The sequence below is a fragment of the Bacillus sp. OTU2372 genome, assembly GCF_038440275.1.
In the GTDB taxonomy this organism is placed as follows: Bacteria; Bacillota; Bacilli; order Bacillales; family Cytobacillaceae; genus Neobacillus; species Neobacillus bataviensis_B.
Window position 1 is genome coordinate 78,082 of sequence record NZ_JASATK010000014.1, and the last position, 17,801, is coordinate 95,882.

18 protein-coding genes, 2 pseudogenes and 1 riboswitch are annotated in these 17,801 nt (G+C 38.9%); of the genes and pseudogenes, 11 read left to right on the plus strand and 9 right to left on the minus strand.

All coding sequences use genetic code 11. The features are described from left to right. Positions 1-129: 129 nt before the first annotated feature. The 6 genes and pseudogenes from AAHB15_RS19860 to AAHB15_RS19885 form a co-directional block, all read right to left on the minus strand. Entirely contained in the window at positions 130-582 is a 453-nt protein-coding gene (locus AAHB15_RS19860; RefSeq protein WP_335572942.1) for a C40 family peptidase, read from the minus strand. A gap of 157 nt (positions 583-739) precedes the next feature. Next, a pseudogene (locus AAHB15_RS19865) lies at positions 740-2,479 on the minus strand (vitamin B12-dependent ribonucleotide reductase); the annotation flags it as partial. Positions 2,480-2,911: 432 nt separating this feature from the next. Continuing rightward, the gene (locus tag AAHB15_RS19870; protein WP_342043147.1) at positions 2,912-3,367 is read right to left on the minus strand and encodes an LAGLIDADG family homing endonuclease; all 456 of its coding nucleotides are present in this window, start codon (positions 3,365-3,367) and stop codon (positions 2,912-2,914) included. Next, positions 3,345-3,572: a hypothetical protein gene (locus AAHB15_RS19875; RefSeq protein ID WP_335572940.1), complete on the minus strand. Its 228-nt coding sequence runs from the start codon at positions 3,570-3,572 to the stop codon at positions 3,345-3,347. The genes AAHB15_RS19870 and AAHB15_RS19875 overlap by 23 nt, the downstream gene beginning before the upstream one ends. A 223-nt stretch (positions 3,573-3,795) precedes the next feature. After that, positions 3,796-4,584, minus strand: a pseudogene (locus AAHB15_RS19880) (ribonucleotide reductase N-terminal alpha domain-containing protein); the annotation flags it as partial. 329 nt (positions 4,585-4,913) lie between these two features. Beyond that, positions 4,914-5,750, minus strand: coding sequence for a lipoate--protein ligase family protein (locus AAHB15_RS19885; RefSeq protein WP_342043148.1), 837 nt, complete (start codon positions 5,748-5,750; stop codon positions 4,914-4,916). Between the two features lie 192 nt (positions 5,751-5,942). Between AAHB15_RS19885 and AAHB15_RS19890 the strand changes: the two genes are divergently transcribed. Then, complete coding sequence (locus AAHB15_RS19890) at positions 5,943-6,326, plus strand: rhodanese-like domain-containing protein (protein ID WP_098530034.1); 384 nt, start codon at positions 5,943-5,945, stop codon at positions 6,324-6,326. Positions 6,327-6,413: 87 nt separating this feature from the next. Here the strand turns inward: AAHB15_RS19890 and gcvPB are convergent, their stop codons facing one another. Genes gcvPB through gcvT form a run of 3 tightly spaced genes read right to left on the minus strand, consistent with a single transcriptional unit; the run spans position 6,414 to position 10,337 of the window. Further along, positions 6,414-7,874, minus strand: coding sequence for an aminomethyl-transferring glycine dehydrogenase subunit GcvPB (gene gcvPB, locus AAHB15_RS19895; protein WP_342043149.1), 1,461 nt, complete (start codon positions 7,872-7,874; stop codon positions 6,414-6,416). Next, positions 7,867-9,213, minus strand: a complete 1,347-nt coding sequence (gcvPA, locus tag AAHB15_RS19900) for an aminomethyl-transferring glycine dehydrogenase subunit GcvPA (protein ID WP_342043150.1) — start codon at positions 9,211-9,213, stop codon at positions 7,867-7,869. Before gcvPA ends, gcvPB begins: the two co-directional genes overlap by 8 nt. A gap of 17 nt (positions 9,214-9,230) precedes the next feature. Continuing rightward, positions 9,231-10,337, minus strand: a complete 1,107-nt coding sequence (gene gcvT, locus AAHB15_RS19905) for a glycine cleavage system aminomethyltransferase GcvT (protein WP_342043151.1) — start codon at positions 10,335-10,337, stop codon at positions 9,231-9,233. Between the two features lie 228 nt (positions 10,338-10,565). After that, a riboswitch (glycine riboswitch) is annotated at positions 10,566-10,655 on the minus strand. A gap of 211 nt (positions 10,656-10,866) precedes the next feature. Here gcvT and AAHB15_RS19910 point away from each other — a divergent pair. The 10 genes from AAHB15_RS19910 to AAHB15_RS19955 all read left to right on the plus strand — a co-directional run bounded on the left by AAHB15_RS19910 (position 10,867) and on the right by AAHB15_RS19955 (position 17,743). Further along, the gene (locus tag AAHB15_RS19910; RefSeq protein ID WP_342043152.1) at positions 10,867-12,555 is read left to right on the plus strand and encodes a DEAD/DEAH box helicase; all 1,689 of its coding nucleotides are present in this window, start codon (positions 10,867-10,869) and stop codon (positions 12,553-12,555) included. Continuing rightward, on the plus strand, positions 12,533-13,324 hold the full coding sequence (locus AAHB15_RS19915) for a YqhG family protein (RefSeq protein WP_335572935.1): 792 nt from the start codon (positions 12,533-12,535) through the stop codon (positions 13,322-13,324). Before AAHB15_RS19910 ends, AAHB15_RS19915 begins: the two co-directional genes overlap by 23 nt. A 164-nt stretch (positions 13,325-13,488) precedes the next feature. Beyond that, on the plus strand, positions 13,489-14,574 hold the full coding sequence (gene comGA, locus AAHB15_RS19920; RefSeq protein ID WP_335575156.1) for a competence type IV pilus ATPase ComGA: 1,086 nt from the start codon (positions 13,489-13,491) through the stop codon (positions 14,572-14,574). Next, positions 14,561-15,592, plus strand: coding sequence for a competence type IV pilus assembly protein ComGB (gene comGB / locus AAHB15_RS19925; protein ID WP_342043153.1), 1,032 nt, complete (start codon positions 14,561-14,563; stop codon positions 15,590-15,592). The genes comGA and comGB overlap by 14 nt, the downstream gene beginning before the upstream one ends. Before the next feature lie 18 nt (positions 15,593-15,610). Continuing rightward, the gene (comGC, locus tag AAHB15_RS19930) at positions 15,611-15,922 is read left to right on the plus strand and encodes a competence type IV pilus major pilin ComGC (protein ID WP_335575154.1); all 312 of its coding nucleotides are present in this window, start codon (positions 15,611-15,613) and stop codon (positions 15,920-15,922) included. Positions 15,923-15,930: 8 nt separating this feature from the next. Beyond that, entirely contained in the window at positions 15,931-16,371 is a 441-nt protein-coding gene (gene comGD / locus AAHB15_RS19935; RefSeq protein WP_342043154.1) for a competence type IV pilus minor pilin ComGD, read from the plus strand. Next, on the plus strand, positions 16,355-16,693 hold the full coding sequence (gene comGE / locus AAHB15_RS19940) for a competence type IV pilus minor pilin ComGE (RefSeq protein WP_335575152.1): 339 nt from the start codon (positions 16,355-16,357) through the stop codon (positions 16,691-16,693). The genes comGD and comGE overlap by 17 nt, the downstream gene beginning before the upstream one ends. After that, positions 16,677-17,117, plus strand: coding sequence for a competence type IV pilus minor pilin ComGF (comGF, locus tag AAHB15_RS19945; protein ID WP_335575151.1), 441 nt, complete (start codon positions 16,677-16,679; stop codon positions 17,115-17,117). The genes comGE and comGF overlap by 17 nt, the downstream gene beginning before the upstream one ends. Further along, positions 17,114-17,497 carry a competence type IV pilus minor pilin ComGG gene (gene comGG / locus AAHB15_RS19950; protein ID WP_342043155.1) on the plus strand — a complete coding sequence of 128 codons (384 nt, stop codon included), beginning with the start codon at positions 17,114-17,116 and terminating at the stop codon, positions 17,495-17,497. The genes comGF and comGG overlap by 4 nt, the downstream gene beginning before the upstream one ends. 57 nt (positions 17,498-17,554) lie before the next feature. Next, positions 17,555-17,743: a YqzE family protein gene (locus AAHB15_RS19955; RefSeq protein WP_098530008.1), complete on the plus strand. Its 189-nt coding sequence runs from the start codon at positions 17,555-17,557 to the stop codon at positions 17,741-17,743. Positions 17,744-17,801 lie beyond the last annotated feature (58 nt).

Sequence of the window (17,801 nt, forward strand, 5' to 3'; positions counted from 1 at the left end):
TTTCTGTTTGTTTTTTAGTAGTATGAGTTGTGTGAGGGAAGATAATAAATAATAATGGAGAGAAGTTTTTCCATCTATAAAGCGCAAAAAAAGAGCATCGGATTACCGATACTCTTCCTTCATTTATACTTAGATACGTTTTGCACCAATATATTTTGGTTTCCAATATGTGTTGCTTGTATAGGTGATAATGACACCCTTAGATGAAGAGGCCATAATCATTTTACCTGAACCAATATAAATCGCTACGTGTGTTGGTCTGCTTGCCTTAGTAGGGGCAAAGAACATTAAATCTCCAACCTGTGGTGAACTTACGCGATATCCTTTTGTATAGAACATGTCCGCTGCGGTGCGTGGCAATGGTACTCCAGCCTTACCAAAAGAATATTTTACAAGTCCAGAACAGTCAAAACCTATAGGAGTTATTCCGCCCCATCTATATGGAACACCAAGGTTTGCTTTCGCTACTGAAATTGCTTTTGTATGATAATATGCCGCTTCTGCTTTATCACCCGAGGTTGCAAATAAAGACGTAGTTATTGTAGCTGTGATTACAAATGCTGCAATTATTTTCTTTATCATTTTGTTATTCCCCCTTGGGTGATTTGATACCTTTACTATACTAGGAAAGGATAACAGGCACGTCACAGCTATATTACAATATGGTTACAAAGTTATTTTGAAATAATTTCTGAATAAAAAAAGAGAATGGAAGCTAATTCCATCCTCTAAAAAGTTATTATAAACCACACTTTAATTGTGCATTACAGTTTGTACATGTGTTGCAGCCGCCAATTTCTTTAACTTTTCCTTTGCGGCAGACTGGGCATGTATTACCGACCTCAGAACCGATGGTTACGTCTGTTGAGCGAAGGTCACTGATTGTGTCTACAAGAACCACGTGTTGATGTGGTTTTTCATCAAACATAGATAATTGTTCATTTGTATTTTCTTCTGCTTTAAGCGTTAATACTTGTGAATCACGTGAACCGTCAACATATACTGTACCGCCTTTCGCACCGCCGCGATATAGACGCTCGTATACTTTTTCTACTTGTTCTACGCTGTATCCTTTTGGTGCGTTAACGGTTTTACTGATGGAGCTGTCAATCCAACGCTGGATGACACATTGTACATCTGCATGGGCCTCTGGTGCAAGCTCCATGGCCGCAACGAACCAGTTTGGCAGGTTGTTAGCGTCTGCTTCAGGGTGCTGATCTAGATATTCTTGAACGATATCGGCTTTAACTTCAATAAATTTGCCAAGACGTCCACTGCGGAAGTAAGAGAATGAGAAATAAGGCTCTAATCCTGTCGAAACTCCGACCATGGTCCCAGTAGATCCAGTTGGAGCCACTGTTAGCAAATGTGAATTTCTGATTCCTTTTTCGAGTATAGATTCGCGAACATCTTCAGGCATTTTTTTCATAAAACCAGTGTTAATGAATGCCTGTCTTAAACGGTTTGTTTCATCAGGTGTTTCACCTGTTAAGAATGGGAAGCTGCCCTTCTCTGTTGCTAATTCAACAGATGTTCTGTAAGCAGTTGTTGCAATCGCTTCGAATACTTTATCAACTAGCTTATTACCTTCTGGTGAACCATACTCCGTTTCACAGTAGATTAACAGATCATGTAATCCCATGACTCCAAGGCCTACACGGCGCTCACCAAGAGCTTGTTTTTTGTTTTCTTCTAAGAAGTATGGGGTAGCGTTAATAACGTTATCCTGCATACGTACACCGACCGCTACAGTTTGTTTTAGTTTTTCAAAATCAACTGTTTTAGATTCCTTATCTGCCATTTCAGCAAGGTTTACTGCTGCAAGGTTACATACGGAAAATGGTGCAAGTGGTTGTTCTCCACATGGATTAGTTGCGACAACTTGTTGTCCATATGCTTTAGCATTTGTCATGTCGTTGGCATTATCAATGAAGAATATACCTGGTTCTGCAGAGTAGGTAGCGCAGATGTTAATTAAATTCCAAAGTTCTTTTGCCTTAATTTTTTTATAGACACGAACTTTGTATCCAAGTTTTTCCCACTCACGCACGTCACCGACTTTGTGCCATTCTTCATTATAAATGTTCATTTCTTCATGATTGTAGTGTTCAACATATGGGAATCGGAGTTCATATTCACCATCGTTTTCTACAGCTTCCATAAATTCCTTTGTTAAACATACGGAAATATTTGCACCGGTTAGGAACTCAGAATTATGAACAGTGTAATTTCCACCAGTTAGAAGCTTTTCCTCAGCATGAGCAATGCTATGTTCATCAAAACCACCAAATCCAGGAATTGTTTTATAATTTACAATCCCTTGGTACATCGCAGTTTCTTGAGGAGTTAAAGGTGTAAACTTAAGTTTATCCTTTGCGTGTTTTTTAATGGTTTCATCGTTTGTATTTTCAATTAAGAATCGTAGGATTCTCGGATTCTGCATTTTTGAAATAATAAATTCAATAATGTCTGGATGCCACGCTCATACCGTCCCTTTCAGGATATTTTCTCTGCTTGTCTGCAGACGGTCTAGACTATATCATCACCCTCAGTATTCACTGTTAGGGGCCGGGCGCTTAATGAGAGTTTATTGTTGGGACTCACTCTCTAGTCGTTGAACCTTCGCCATTAACTATGCCCAATGACGCTTGGCTGCGGATTGTCCAATACTTGCAATTTTTAAAGCTTTCACGTCCACCGTTTCCAGTCACGTTGTAGCTTGCAAGTCTCTAAGGATTTCCCCGCAATTCACCCGATTTTCTAGTCATTCATCTCTGAATGACGCGGACTAGTGCATCTTTAATTAATCCGCCAACATTATCATTTGTGCTCCACGCTTTTTGTTACACTCAAACCTGTTGAGTGGCCAGGTCATTTCTGCCTAGCTCTCATCCTTTCAAATGAGATCAGACTATATCATCAAGGAAGAAAACTTTTCTAATTTTCGTTTTAACTTTATATCTCCATGTTTATACATTTCTTCGTAAATCAATCGGATATCACAAATGCTGCTAATGTATAAATCTGAACATCCTTGTTTCTCAGTGATAGAATTAACATTTTTTGCGAACCCTCTTGATTTTAGATAAAACAAGATTGATTTTAGCATTTCAACATTGCCCGTAAATCCCATCCTGGCTTTTAGGTAACCATTTCTCATATATACTCTAATATGACCATCCGCATCAAAAAAACCTCTTAAAAAAGCCCAATCTAGAGTATCACAATTAAAAGATAACCATTTTTCTTTACCAGTTTTTCGGGGGTCGATTCCAAGTTTTATTAAATCGTTACACATCTTAGTTGAATTTATTGTTAAAGAATATTTATTTTGTTCATTCTCTTTATTTTTCTTTCGGAATTTCACCGCGTTCATTATGTGGTTTAATAAATCTTAGCTCATCATTCCAACGTTTGATAGTTCCACGATTTAATTTCAACTGGATGGCAATATCTACTTGGCTAAAACCTTTATTATGGAGATATACAATTTGTTCAATTAGTTCTTCCTTGTCTCGTGCCCCATAAGAACGTCTCCGTATGTTATGGTTTACTCCTCCCATTTCATCCATTTTCAATCACGCCTTTTTTATTTAGGTATTAGGTAAGAATTAGGGAGTTTCAATAGTCGTTGAACGTTCGTCTCCGTTTCCAGAGACGCTTCGCTGCTGATTGCCCAATCCTTATCATTTTCAAACCATCACGCTCACCGTTGCCAGTCACGTTGTGGTTGATAAAGCTCTAAGGGTGTTCCAGCAATTCACGAGATTTTAATCCCGCCGATGGTGTTAGTTAACGGGATCCACCTTGTTCAACAAGATGAGTCAATTTAGCAATATCATCCAACCATGATACTGAACCAGATGATTTACCGTTTACGCCTCTTGCTAATGTATTGCGCGGTCTTAACGTTGAACCATTTGTTCCAACACCGCCGCCTCGGCTCATGATTTCCATGACCTGCTTACGGTGGTCTGAGATTCCTTCACGTGAATCCGGTACAAACGGCATGACATAACAATTGAAATACGTAACATCCGTATTGGCCCCTGCACCATAAAGAACCCGGCCCGCAGGAATAAAGTTCAGGTTTACCAACTCTTGATAAAACTTCTCTGTCCATTCTAAGCGTTTCTCTTCCGTTTCTTCTACCGCAGCAAGACCAGTAGCATTTCGCTTCGCAATCTGCTCATAGAAGAGTTCTAATGGCTTCTCAATCACATCAAGAGACCTGATGATGGTTCCTGTTGATGCTTCTTCAGGATCATCAAGCACTCCCCTAAATTCCTCTTCAACCAAAACTTTCGCTTTTTTCTTTTCCCAATCAATCTCCAAAATCGTACCTAGACCACGTGCCGGAAATTTTGGATCCTCTTTAATGGTTAAAACTACAAAGTCGCCAGCTGTTAGAGTAATTTTTGCTGTGTCTTTAAAGGTGTAACGATCAAGCATAACCAATCTTGAAACACCTTTATGAGTTATTTTCATATCTGGGGTAACCGGATGTACTTGGGGGAATAGGCGGATATCCTCATTCAACCTTTCAAAATCAATATTCATTTTTTGTCTAAAAACTACAGACATGAGAACAACTCCTTTATATAAATCTCTATATTATGCTAGATTCTAGTAGGATCGCTATATCTAGTTGACTTAATAAATTTAAGTTACCATAGTTACACATTATAAATCAACATATAGTACCGAAAATATTTTCGACACTACTATATATTGTATGACCAGCAAATAACATTCATTTTGTCAAACGCAAAAAAAACTAGAATTAGAAGTAAACAAAAGATATTAGCCGAATTTCGGCAAATAACAAGATATTTTAACAAATTTCGAGGCTTGCCTCTTTTTTTTTAAAAGTAATAGCCAAAAAGAAAAAGCGGCATGCGCCGCTCCTTAGCTCATCTTTTAAAATTCCATTCATCACTTTCGTAACGCTCTTTTGCAATCTTCTCCACATAAGCAAGCTCTTCATCTGTTAATTGGTATGGTTCCAGTTCAATATTTAACCCTTCAGCAAACCCTTTATAAAAAGCCTCTTTGGCTTCATCAAGTGTTATTCTGCGGGGACTTATTGCGTTAATAGCAACCGCCTTATCCTTAAATGCCTTCTTCATCCGTTCCTTCACTCGATCATTAGGATATTTAAATAAACTGAATAGCTTGTCCTCATCCAAATCCAGAAGAATAGAACCGTGTTGGAGGATCACACCCTTTTGTCTAGTTTGTGCACTTCCTGCCACCTTCCTGCCTTCGACAACTAATTCATACCAGCTCGGGGCATCAAAACAGACAGCTGAGCGGGGATTTTTTAATGCATCTCTTTCTTCCGCTGTCTTTGGAACCGCAAAATAAGCCTCAAGTCCTAAATGGTGGAAACCTTTTAAAATTCCTTCAGAAATAACACGATAGGCCTCTGTAACCGTTTTAGGCATCTCTGGATGATCTTCCGAAACAATGACACTATATGTAAGTTCATGCTCATGGAGAACACCGCGGCCGCCTGTTGGTCTTCTAACAAACCCTAATTGATGCTCTTTAACGGCATCCATATCAATTTCTTTCTCCACCTTTTGGAAATAACCTACAGACAAAGTGGGCGGATTCCACCCATAAAATCGAATAACTGGAGGAAATTCACCTTCACTATGCCAATCAAGTAAAGCTTCATCCAAAGCCATATTAAAAGATGGTGAACCATTACCAGAATCGATAAATCGCCAAGTTTCTTTTTTCATATTAAAACCTCATTTAACTATAATTATTACACATTTTAGTCTACCAAAATCTGATTGGAATTCAAAATGAGATGTTTCTGGTATAATTTTATTAGGCACCGTAAAAAAGTTTTTCCTTTTCATCTTTATCTTTAATGGAATGACTTATATAATAAATACTAGTGCAGTAAAGCTTGAAAGGAGCAATAGAAGTTGAATTCACTTTATACTTTATTGATTATTGTTTTAGCCGTTATTATCTACTCCGTTTTTACCTACTTTTATCAAAAGAGGATAGTTAAAACGGTATCAGAAGAAGAATTCCGTGCAGGATATCGAAAGGCACAACTAATAGATGTTCGTGAACCGAACGAGTTCGAGGGCGGCCATATTTTAGGAGCACGCAATATCCCAATGTCTCAAATGAAAATGCGCATGAAGGAAATCCGCCAAGATATGCCTGTATATTTGTATTGCCAAAGCGGCATGCGCAGTGCACGTGCAGCACAATTTCTACACCGTAGAGGTTATAGGGACTTAACCCAGCTTGAAGGCGGATTTAAAAAATGGACTGGTAAAGTAAAAACAAAGAAATAATCGGCTAAGGGTTCCGGATCTACTTCCGGAACCCTATTTATTTTTAAAAAAGGTAAGGCCAGATTCGATGGATCTGACCTTACATTATTAAGCCTTTTGATATTTTAATACAGGTTTACGAGCTGCTAAAGTTTCATCCATTCGCCCCACAACGGTTGTGTGTGGTGCCTCCTGAACGATTTCAGGATTTTCTTCCGCCTCTTTGGCAATTTGAATCATCTTATCGATGAAGGAATCAAGCGTTTCTTTTGATTCTGTTTCTGTCGGCTCAATCATAATACATTCCTCGACATTTAACGGGAAATAAATGGTTGGTGGATGATAGCCAAAATCAAGCAGACGTTTGGCTATATCAAGCGTCCGTACCCCTAATTTTTTCTGACGTTTACCGCTTAGCACAAACTCATGTTTACAATGTTTATCGAAAGGCAAATCATAATACTCCGCCAGTCTTCTCATCATATAGTTGGCATTTAGGACCGCATACTCCGTTACCGCTTTTAGGCCATCAGGTCCCATGGAACGAATATACGTATAAGCCCTAACGTTGATGCCGAAATTTCCGTAGAACGGCTTTACACGTCCAATTGATTGCGGACGATCATAGTCTAAAATATATTCATCTCCGCGCTTGGTAATAATAGGTTTTGGCAAAAACGGAATTAAATCTGCTTTCACCCCAACAGGACCGGAACCAGGACCGCCTCCGCCGTGAGGACCTGTAAAAGTTTTATGAAGATTTAAGTGGACAACGTCAAAACCCATATCACCAGGTCTAGCCTTCGAGAGAACCGCGTTTAGATTGGCACCGTCATAATACAGCTTGCCGCCTGCATTATGAACAATGTCAGCCATTTCAAGGATTTGCTCTTCAAATAAGCCAAGCGTATTTGGATTAGTTAACATCAATGCAGCTGTGTCATCACCTACAACACGTCTTAAATCATCCAGGTCGACAAGGCCTTGATTAGTCGATTTAACCGTAATGGTTTCAAAACCAGCTATCGTTGCTGAAGCAGGATTAGTACCATGAGCAGAATCCGGAACGATTACTTTGGTCCTTTTATTGTCACCATTTGCTTCATGGTAAGAACGGATGAGCATTAATCCTGTCCATTCACCATGTGCCCCTGCCGCAGATTGTAAGGTGACTTCGTCCATACCGGTAATTTCAATTAAATGCTGCTGAAGGTCATATAAAAGCGCGAGCGCCCCTTGAACAGAGCTTTCATCCTGTAGTGGATGAACATGAGCAAAACCATTGAACCTGGCCACATTTTCATTGATTTTTGGATTATATTTCATTGTACATGAGCCAAGTGGATAAAATCCCGAATCCAGGCCATGGTTTCTTTTTGAAAGTGCTGTATAGTGCCGCATGATATCAAGTTCGGAAACCTCTGGGAGTACTGGCTCTACTTCACGCAGGTACCCCTCTGGCAGGAGAGTGCTGACATCTAATTCTGGTACATCCATTTCCGGTAGGCTATAACCGATTCGGCCGGGAGTGCTACGTTCAAAAATCAGTGCTTGGTCTTGGTTATGCATGCAAATCCCCCAATTCTTTCACAAAAGTATCAATCTCATCCTTTGTTCTTTGTTCAGTTACCGCAATCAACATATGATTAGATAGCTCTGAATAATCGCGTCCTAAATCGTAACCGCCGATGATTCCTTTTAGAAACAAAGTTTGATTGATTTCTTTAATAGGTTTATTTAATTTAACAACAAATTCATTAAAAGAGAACCCATCAAATACAACTTCGATGCCAGCTGCTTTAAAAGCAGTTTTAGCATAATGTGCTTTCTGTAAATTGGCTGCTGCCATCTCATGGACACCTTTTTTACCTAAAGCAGTCATGGCAACTGATGCAGCAAGGGCATTAAGTGCTTGGTTTGAACAGATATTGGAAGTTGCCTTTTCACGGCGAATATGCTGTTCACGGGCTTGGAGTGTTAACACAAAACCACGGCGTCCTTGGTCATCAACAGTCTGACCAACTAGTCGCCCCGGGACCTTACGCATTAATTTGTTGGTAACCGCAAAATATCCGCAGTGCGGGCCCCCGAATGCTGCTGGGATACCAAATGGCTGGGCGTCGCCAATAACGATATCAGCACCGAACTTACCAGGAGGAGTTAATACACCTAAAGATAACGGATTGCTGTTAACAACAAACAGGCCTTTATACGTATGAATAATTTCCTCAACTTCTTTTAAAGGCTCAATTCGGCCAAAGAAGTTTGGATATTGAACGATTACAGCCGCAACGTCCTCGTTGACTAAGCTCTTTAGGGCTTCAGCATCTGTTACACCTTCTTTGATAGGAGCTTCAATTACCTCAAGATTCTGTCCTTTTGCATATGTTTTAAGGACCTCCCGATACTCAGGATGAACAGCGCTCGAAACTACAATCTTTTTCCGTTTTGTATGTCCTGCACTTAGCATCGCCGCTTCTGCAAGGGCGGTGCCTCCGTCATACATGGAGGAATTGGCAACATCCATACCGGTTAATTCACAAATCATCGTTTGAAATTCAAAGATTGCTTGAAGTTCACCTTGGGATATTTCCGGCTGATAAGGTGTATAAGCCGTATAAAATTCAGAACGAGAAATAACATGGTCCACGATAACAGGCATATAATGGTCATAAACACCTGCACCTAGAAAAGATACATTTCGTTTGAGGTCAGCATTTTTGTCAGCTAACTTAAACAGTTCCTTCATAAGTGAAGTCTCAGACTTAGCCTCTTTAATCTTGTACTCGCCATTGAATCTTACTTTTTCGGGGATATCGCTAAACAGCTCATCTATGGAAGAAACACCAATGGTTTCGAGCATAGCCGTCCTATCTTGTTCAGTCATGGGTAAATAGCGATGTTTCATAAATCTAACTCCCTTCGTTAGTTCTTTTCTCTTTTATAAAAAGGTGTTGGAACTACATTAGCTTTTAACCGTTTACCACGAATTTCCACTTCTACCTCTGTTTCTAGTGCGGCAAATTCGGTCTTAATAAGAGCAAGACCAATATTTCGCTTTAAAGAAGGCGACTGTGTACCGGTTGTCACTTCTCCGATAAGCTCTTCTCCTTTATAAACAGAATATCCATGTCGAGGGATACCACGGTCAATCATTTCGATTCCTACTAATTTCCTTGGTAAGACATTTTCCTTCTGTTTTCGTAATGCTTCCTTCCCAATGAAGTCAGCTTCCTTATTTAACTTCACGGCAAAGGAGATTCCTGCTTCAAGGGGAGAGATCTCAGGCGAAAGCTCTTGCCCATAAAGTGCCAGCACAGATTCAAAACGAAGGGTATCACGTGCACCTAATCCGCATGGAAGAATACCCTCCTCTGTTCCTGCCTCTAAAATGGCCTTCCAAAGGTCAACCGCATCGGCTGCATCACAGTAAACCTCAAAACCGTCTTCACCGGTATATCCTGTTCTTGATACTAGTACCTTCTTACCGTTTAGAATTACTTCTTGCATAAATTTGAAAAAGCCAATTTGACTTAAGTCTGTATCTCCTGCAAGCTTTTGCAGGACCTTTTCTGCAAGCGGACCTTGAAGCGCAAGCTGGGCTGTCTTTTCAGACAAGTTATCAAGGAAAACATCCCCCTCAACGTGATCCAGAAGCCATTTATAGTCCTTTTCTATATTGGAAGCATTAACAACTAGTAAATAATGATGGTCCTCGATTTTATATACGAGCAGATCATCCACCGTTCCGCCGTTTTCATAACACATTGCCGTGTATTGAGCACCGCCATTTTTAATTTTTGAAATATCATTGGTCATCATTTTTTGTAAAAATTGTAAACTGTCTTTCCCTTTTACTTCCACTTCCCCCATATGGGAGACATCAAACAGACCTGCTTTTGTACGGACCGCTTCATGCTCTTCCTTTATGCTGGAAAATTGGACAGGCAGCTCCCACCCGCCAAAATCGATGGTTTTCCCGCCGTGTTCTTTATACACTGCAAAAAGTGGAGTACGTTTTAATTCAGTCATCCCTTAATCCCCCTCATTTGATCCACATTTTTATAGGTTCAACAATTCTATAAAAGTTATTTCCCTAAACTTTTGTGAAACAATTCGACTTTTTTTAAAACATAAAAAAGGACAGAAAACCTCCTTAATAAATTAAGTAGGTCTCTGTCCTTGCACCTGAAAGTTTACCCTTAAGCGGTTTTCCCCTTTGGTGGCTGCAACAAACACTAGCAGCGCTCTCCAGAGCTGCGTCAAACAAGAGTTCTTTTGCCTGAGAGATTCACATTTTCTGCTTGCTCCTTCGGCGCTACTCTTCGTAGTCTCTCCCCTTGCTATCATTCGCATTATAATATTTTTCAATTTGGTAATACTAATTATACTTAAAAAAATAAATTACTTTATTAAAATATTTAAAACATTCTAAGCTATTATCATCCTACCATTAAACTACAACATTGAGCAATCATTTTATAAGAAAACGATAGGCAGCAGACGGTCTTAATAATTGGCAAACAGATGATATTACAATGTATGAAAAGGAGCTGTAATAATGTCGGTTGAAATTGAATTTGATTCCTCGTGGCAGGATGATTTTTTACATAGAATTGACAACGATGGTCCGTGGGGGAACTGGGAGCTTTTTAAATTAGCAATCGATGTTGAAAAACATTTGGTCATCCCGGAGTTTGAAGGCTTACAAGCTCCAAATCATCTTCCTAATTTAACACCTCTTCCACATCAGCTTGAAACAGCGAAACAGGTGATTGAAAACATGAATGGTAAAGCTATTCTAGCTGATGAAGTGGGGCTTGGAAAGACAATTGAAGCTGGGCTGATTTTAAAAGAATACATGATTCGCGGTTTAGTAAAAAAGGTATTAATACTCGTTCCTGCATCTTTGGTTACCCAGTGGGCGATTGAGCTAAATAGCAAATTTTTTATCCCGGCCGTTACCCAAAGGAAAAGCTATGTCTGGGAACAGTGCGATGTCGTTGTTTCTTCAATTGATACAGCGAAACGAAATCCTCATCGGGACATTATCAACAAACTGGACTACGATCTCATTATCATTGATGAGGCACATAAACTTAAAAATAACAAAACGAAAAACTACGAATTTGTTCAAAACCTTAAAAAGAAATTTTGTTTATTATTAACCGCCACACCGATCCAAAACCGAATCGAGGAGATCTTTAATCTCGTTTCACTCCTAAAGCCTGGGCATCTGGGCAGTGAGACGGCCTTCTATGAAAAATATAAAAGAGATGCCCGCTCGTTAAATGATGATGAGCATTTAAAAGAATTAGTGAATAAGGTTATGATTCGAAATCGCCGCGCTGACACTGGTATTGAATGGACAAAAAGACAAGTTGAAACCATACCAATTGAATTCTCTTCTGCTGAGAAGAATCTGTATGATTCTATTTCGGTGCTGAAAAGTGAAGGTGATTGGGTTCAAACCAGTGCTTTTTCGGTGATGACCTTACAGCGTGAGGCTTGCTCAAGCAGAGAGGCTGTTTTTTATACCCTTAAAAACATGCTGCAAAAGAAAGAGAATCCAACTCCTGCTTTTGAAGAACAAATCGAGTTTTTAATTAAGAAAGTTGAAGCTGTTCAGCAAAATTCAAAGGCAGAAAAAGCTCTTGAATTAATTCAGCAGGTAAATGATAAGGTGATTATATTCACTGAATATCGTGCTACCCAGATGTATCTTCAGTGGTATTTAAAGCAGCACGGAATCAGCTCTGTCCCCTTTCGCGGAGGTTTCAAACGTGGAAAAAAGGACTGGATGAGGGAATTGTTTCAAAAACATGCACAAGTCCTTATTGCTACTGAGGCCGGCGGTGAGGGAATCAATCTGCAGTTCTGTAATCATATCATTAATTTTGATTTGCCATGGAATCCGATGCGGCTTGAACAACGGATTGGTCGGATTCATCGTCTTGGTCAAGAAAAGGATGTCATGATTTATAATTTCGCCATCAAGGGTACAGTTGAAGAGCATATTTTAAAGTTGCTTTACGAAAAAATCCACCTTTTTGAAAAAGTTATCGGTGAATTGGACGATATCCTAACAAAGCTAGAATTTGGTAATATTGAAGACCATCTTATTGATATTTTTGGCCAGTCTAGTTCTGAGGGTGAAATGCGAATTAAAATGGAGAATTTATCATCTATGATTGAATTTGCGCAATCAATGAAGGAGGATGAATCACATGCAGCAGCAGGAAATTCATGATTTTCTTCTTACCTATTTTCAAGCAAACGATTGCCCCATTATTGAGAATAATCCTGGATATTTAATCGTCCAGTTAACCGTTGAGCTTGATAAAGAATTAATGAATCGGCCCTTTTACTGGCACTATCTCGAAAAAACAGGCGGCATCCCAAATCCTATGAGGTTAACATTTATCACTGATCAAAAAAAAGCACCGGAAAATATGAAGGGAGAAATTATCCATTTTGGTTCACCCCGGCTTCACCAAATATTCGATTCCACCAAAAAGTTGGCAAGTTATATCCGCTTATATGAAAATCATCAGCACATCCAAAGCCAAACGGCCTTGTTTCCGTGGTTGTGTATGAATGTAAAAATCTCATATCAATGTGACCGAAAACGAGATATCTTTAAGTCCATTGGTTTACAGCTTATAAACGGACAAATGGTTGAAGATTTTCACGAACGGTTACAAAAAGTCCCATTAACGCCAAAGATACCAGACTATTCTTTTACATTATCACCGCTGGTTAAACCCAAAAGCGGGATGATAAGGGTTGAAAACTATTTAAAATCTGTGATCTCAGAGGATGATCATTCCTGGGCTGACGAGGCACGAAAACGGTGGGAACAGGACTTACGGTTACTAAATCATTTTTATGAAGATGAGGAAGAAGAAAATGAGAACTATGAAACCGAAAAAACGGCCCTGCAAGAACAATATGAACCGAAAATTAACATTTCCTTTATCAACGGCGGCCTCTTCTACCTAACCGAAAAAGCAATATAAAAACACTTTATACCTTGTTTAGGCATTTAACAGTGACAGGCACCATGTGAATATTTCACATGGTGCCTGTCACTATAAAATCACAAAAAAATTTATATATTTATTAAAAAAAAAGAAGGATAAGCATAAACCCTGTCGAATTATGATTATGAAAAAGTAAAAAGGTGGTGGTACCAATTGTCAGTTCAATTGAAATACTAGCTAATCGAATCATTAAAGATGCCGTCCGAAATCAAGCAACAGATATTCACATTATTCCTCGAAAGAATGACACACTTGTTCAAATCCGTTTAACAAACAAACTCATTCCCAGATTGTCCCTCCCAAAAGATGAATGCGACAAATTAATCTCACATTTTAAATTCACCGCGAATATGGACATTGGGGAAAGAAGACGACCTCAAAGCGGAGCCGTTTTTTGTGAAGTAGACGGACAATTAATGGGCCTTAGGCTTTCCACACTCCCTTCAAACAATAGAGAGAGCCTTGTCATCCGGCTTTTGCCGCAACAGGAGCAAATCCCCTTCCATCAGCTCTCATTATTCCCTTCTATGACAAGAAAGCTATTAGCCCTGCTCAAACATGCACACGGATTAATCATTTTTACAGGTCCTACCGGATCTGGTAAGACCACAACGCTTTATTCCCTGCTAAACGAAACAGCCCATCTCTTTCATCGCAATGTTATCACACTTGAAGATCCTATCGAAAAAAACTATGACTCTGTACTGCAAGTTCAAGTAAACGAAAAAGCTGGCGTGACCTATGCAGCCGGACTAAAAGCGATACTCCGGCATGACCCCGATATCATCATGGTTGGTGAAATCAGGGATGCTGAAACCGCTAAAATTGCTGTGAGAGCAGCGCTTACCGGGCATTTAGTTTTATCCACAATGCATACACGTGACGCAAAAGGGGCCGTTTACCGTCTCCGTGAATTTGGTGTGAACTGGCTAGAAGTCGAGCAAACCTTGATTGCTGTTACAGCGCAAAGATTAGTAGAACTAACCTGTCCCTATTGTGAAGGAGAATGTTCACCGTTATGCCATTCCTATAGCCGTTGGAAGAGAGCAAGTGTTTTTGAACTCCTATCCGGCCGAAACTTAAACAATGTCATGAAAGCAGCCAAAGGTGAAATATTAAAAACCCATTATCGGACATTAAAAGAAGTGATTAACAAGGGCATTGCTCTAGGTTACATTCAAGAATCCGAATACGAACGGCTGGTGTATGAAAATGAGCCGTCATAAATGGCGTGTAAATGAACAAGCCAATTTCTTAAAAAGAACAGGGGACTTACTTTTACGGGGTTACCCAATTGCGGAAGCAATTGAGTCCATAGCATTGCAATTGCCATCCAATCGAAAGGAGGAATTATATGGTTGTTTAGTAGAGTTAAAGCAAGGCTCACCCTTTCATGTCGTATTGAGCAACCTGGGTTTTCAGAAAGATTTGATCGGTTATGTCTATTTTGCAGAACAGCATGGCAGTTTTGCTGAAGCACTCCTGGAGGGTAGTGAACTAGCTCTATTAAAAGATAAAGATTTACAAAAGCTTTTAAAACTTCTGCAATATCCATTATTATTAATGTTTATCACTGGGTTTCTATTTATTTTTATTGAAAACACCTTATTGCCTAGATTTACAACGCTGTTTGCTTCGCTTGGACTTAAGGAAAATTTCTTTACTAAAGTCCTATATGCGTTTGACCATTATTTTCCGACAGCTATTGGGACTGTTCTTATCATCCTCTTCTTGACGGCCGTCTATTATTTTTTTGGATTTCGTAAACTCTCGATCCTCAAGCAACGGGTCCAGCTTGTTCGCATCCCCATTGCCGGCAGCATCCTCAAATTATTGTTTACACACTACTTTTCCATTCAATTAAGTTTCCTACTATCCGGTGGCATATCCGTCTCTGAAGCCCTTTCACTTTTTGAAAATAATCAAAAACAGCTATTTTACAGTCAAGTAGCCGCGGACATTAAAGCCAAACTTGTAACCGGAGAAAAATTAGAAACTATTATTGCTTCCTTTTCATTCTTCGAGAAAGAATTCCCCATGATTATCAAACATGGCCAAGAAAATGGAAGATTAGAGCAAGAATTACTTTTTTTAAGTAAGCATTGTGTCAGCAGTATGGAGGAAAAGATTGAAAAGAGTTTAAAAACTATCCAGCCTATTCTGTACATATTTATAGGTTGTTTAGTGGTTTCTATGTATTTAGCGATTCTGTTACCAATGTTCCATCTACTTGATGGAATCTAAAAATGGAGGTTACTTAAAATGATGAAAAATGAAAAAGGATTTACATTGATCGAAATGATGATTGTTATGTTAATTATTTCTGTTTTGCTGATGATTACTATTCCGAACGTAGCCAAACACAATTCAAATATCAACAATAAAGGGTGTGAAGCCTACGTGAAGATGGTCCAAGCTCAAGTTCAATCCTACCAAATGGAAAAAAATAAAATTCCAACGCTCGGGGAATTACAAACAGCAGGCTATTTAAGGGACGTCAAGGGCTGTCCGAATGGTCAAGAAGTGGTCATCGATTCGGAAGGTAATGTTACTGCTGCAGAAAAAACAGAATAATAACCAAAATGAGCAGATATCAAAAAGGCTTTACATTGGTTGAGTCATTACTAGTTCTCTCAATATTCATGATTATTTCTTCCATCACAGCGTTTACTTTACAGCCGCAACAGTATGTATTGGAAGATGAAGCCTTCATTTCACAATTAAGGTCGGATCTCCTCTACACACAACAATATGCTATTTCTCACCAGTATGAAGTATCCATAGTGATAAAGCCCGATCAATACAAATACTATGTAATTGGAAAGGCAAATCGTCCGCCTATTGTAGAGCGGAATTACTCCACCAATATTACTATTACTGAAGGATCGGTCCCCCTCTATTTCAAATTCCTGCCTGATGGTAATGTCAATAAATTTGGCTCCTTTTTTATCCAAACTAAGAAAAAAAATTATCGGGTGACCTTTTTAATTGGGGAGGGACGGTTTTATGTTACGGAGCAATAAGGGTTATTTCCTTCTGGAATTACTGCTGTCACTTTCTACCATGTTAATGATCTGTCTATTCTTACTCCCCTTGTTAATGGAGTTGAGAGACCAAACCAGAAAATTAGAAATAGAGCGAACAGCACAAAGATTTCTGTATCAAGAACTGAAAGCAAAAATAATTGATAGCCGGACATTGTCCAATTACACCCTTATTCAAAATAATATTGAATATAAAATTATTTGGGCGAATACTAATCCGGCCGATCAAAAGGAGGTGTGTGTAAAGGTTGAAAAGAATTCATTTCATCCGGAGGCAAATATTTGTGGTGTCCTCGAATGATAGAGCCTTTACCTTAATTGAGGTATTGATTGCTTTTTCGATTTTTTCCACGATTGTATTCTTTATGGCACCTATTTTTCAAATCCTCCTTAACCAAAAAAGTACCCAAATAGATTTGCAGGGAATGGAATGGGAAGTTTTTTGCAGTCAAGTAACAAAAGAAATTGCCACAGTTTCTCGTGCTGAGGTTCTTTCAGGACGTTTGATTTTAACAAAAGGTTCAGAAACCATTCAATATGAAAAGTATGGTTCGAACCTTAGACGAAGAGTAAATTCCACCGGACATGAAATCATTCTCCAAAATGTTTCACAATATTCATTTTCAATCGTAAACAATGCCGTGAAAATTACCGTTGTGGATTTATGGGGAAAAGAATATTCAGTTATTGCCTTCTCCTTCCTAAAATGGACTACAAGTACATGAAGAAGCATGAAAATGGTTTTACCTATCCTCTAACCTTATGCACCTTACTCCTATTCCTGATCTTTTTCTCAATGAATATTGAACAATTACTATCAGAACGGAAAATGGCAGGTGAAACTACGGAAATTCTTAAGCAGGAATATTATTTCTTGTCTTCTGCCAAAAAAGTGGAATCGCTATACCAATCCGGTGGTATCATGCCTGCTAAAGGGACAATTGTGTATGTAAATGGAACAATGGATTACCGGGCAGAGACTCCTACTGCCTATATACAAATTGTGGATTTCACACTCGTTCTTCATTCTCGTGAACCTATAGCGGGTTATGGGTACTTTGATACGCGTTCAAAAACTATGATTAAATGGGAAGAAGCCAAATAAACAGTATGAATTTATAAAAAATGGACATAATGTAGGTGTAAAAAGGCAGGTGTGTCCATGAAAACAAATGATTATGTTAAATATATGACCCAAACAATTGTAAAATATGTTGATCAGCCAAAGGAAGAACGGAAACGAAACCGGATTGAGAAGAAGCAAACGAAAGCCGATTTTTGGTACCGTTGGTTTGGTATCCTCCCCTATATACTTTATTCTGAAATAAAGAAAAAACGAAGATTTAAGTAGCGATATTTATGTATCGCTACTTTTTTGTTAAATATACCCCAAATTCTTCTATTGACAA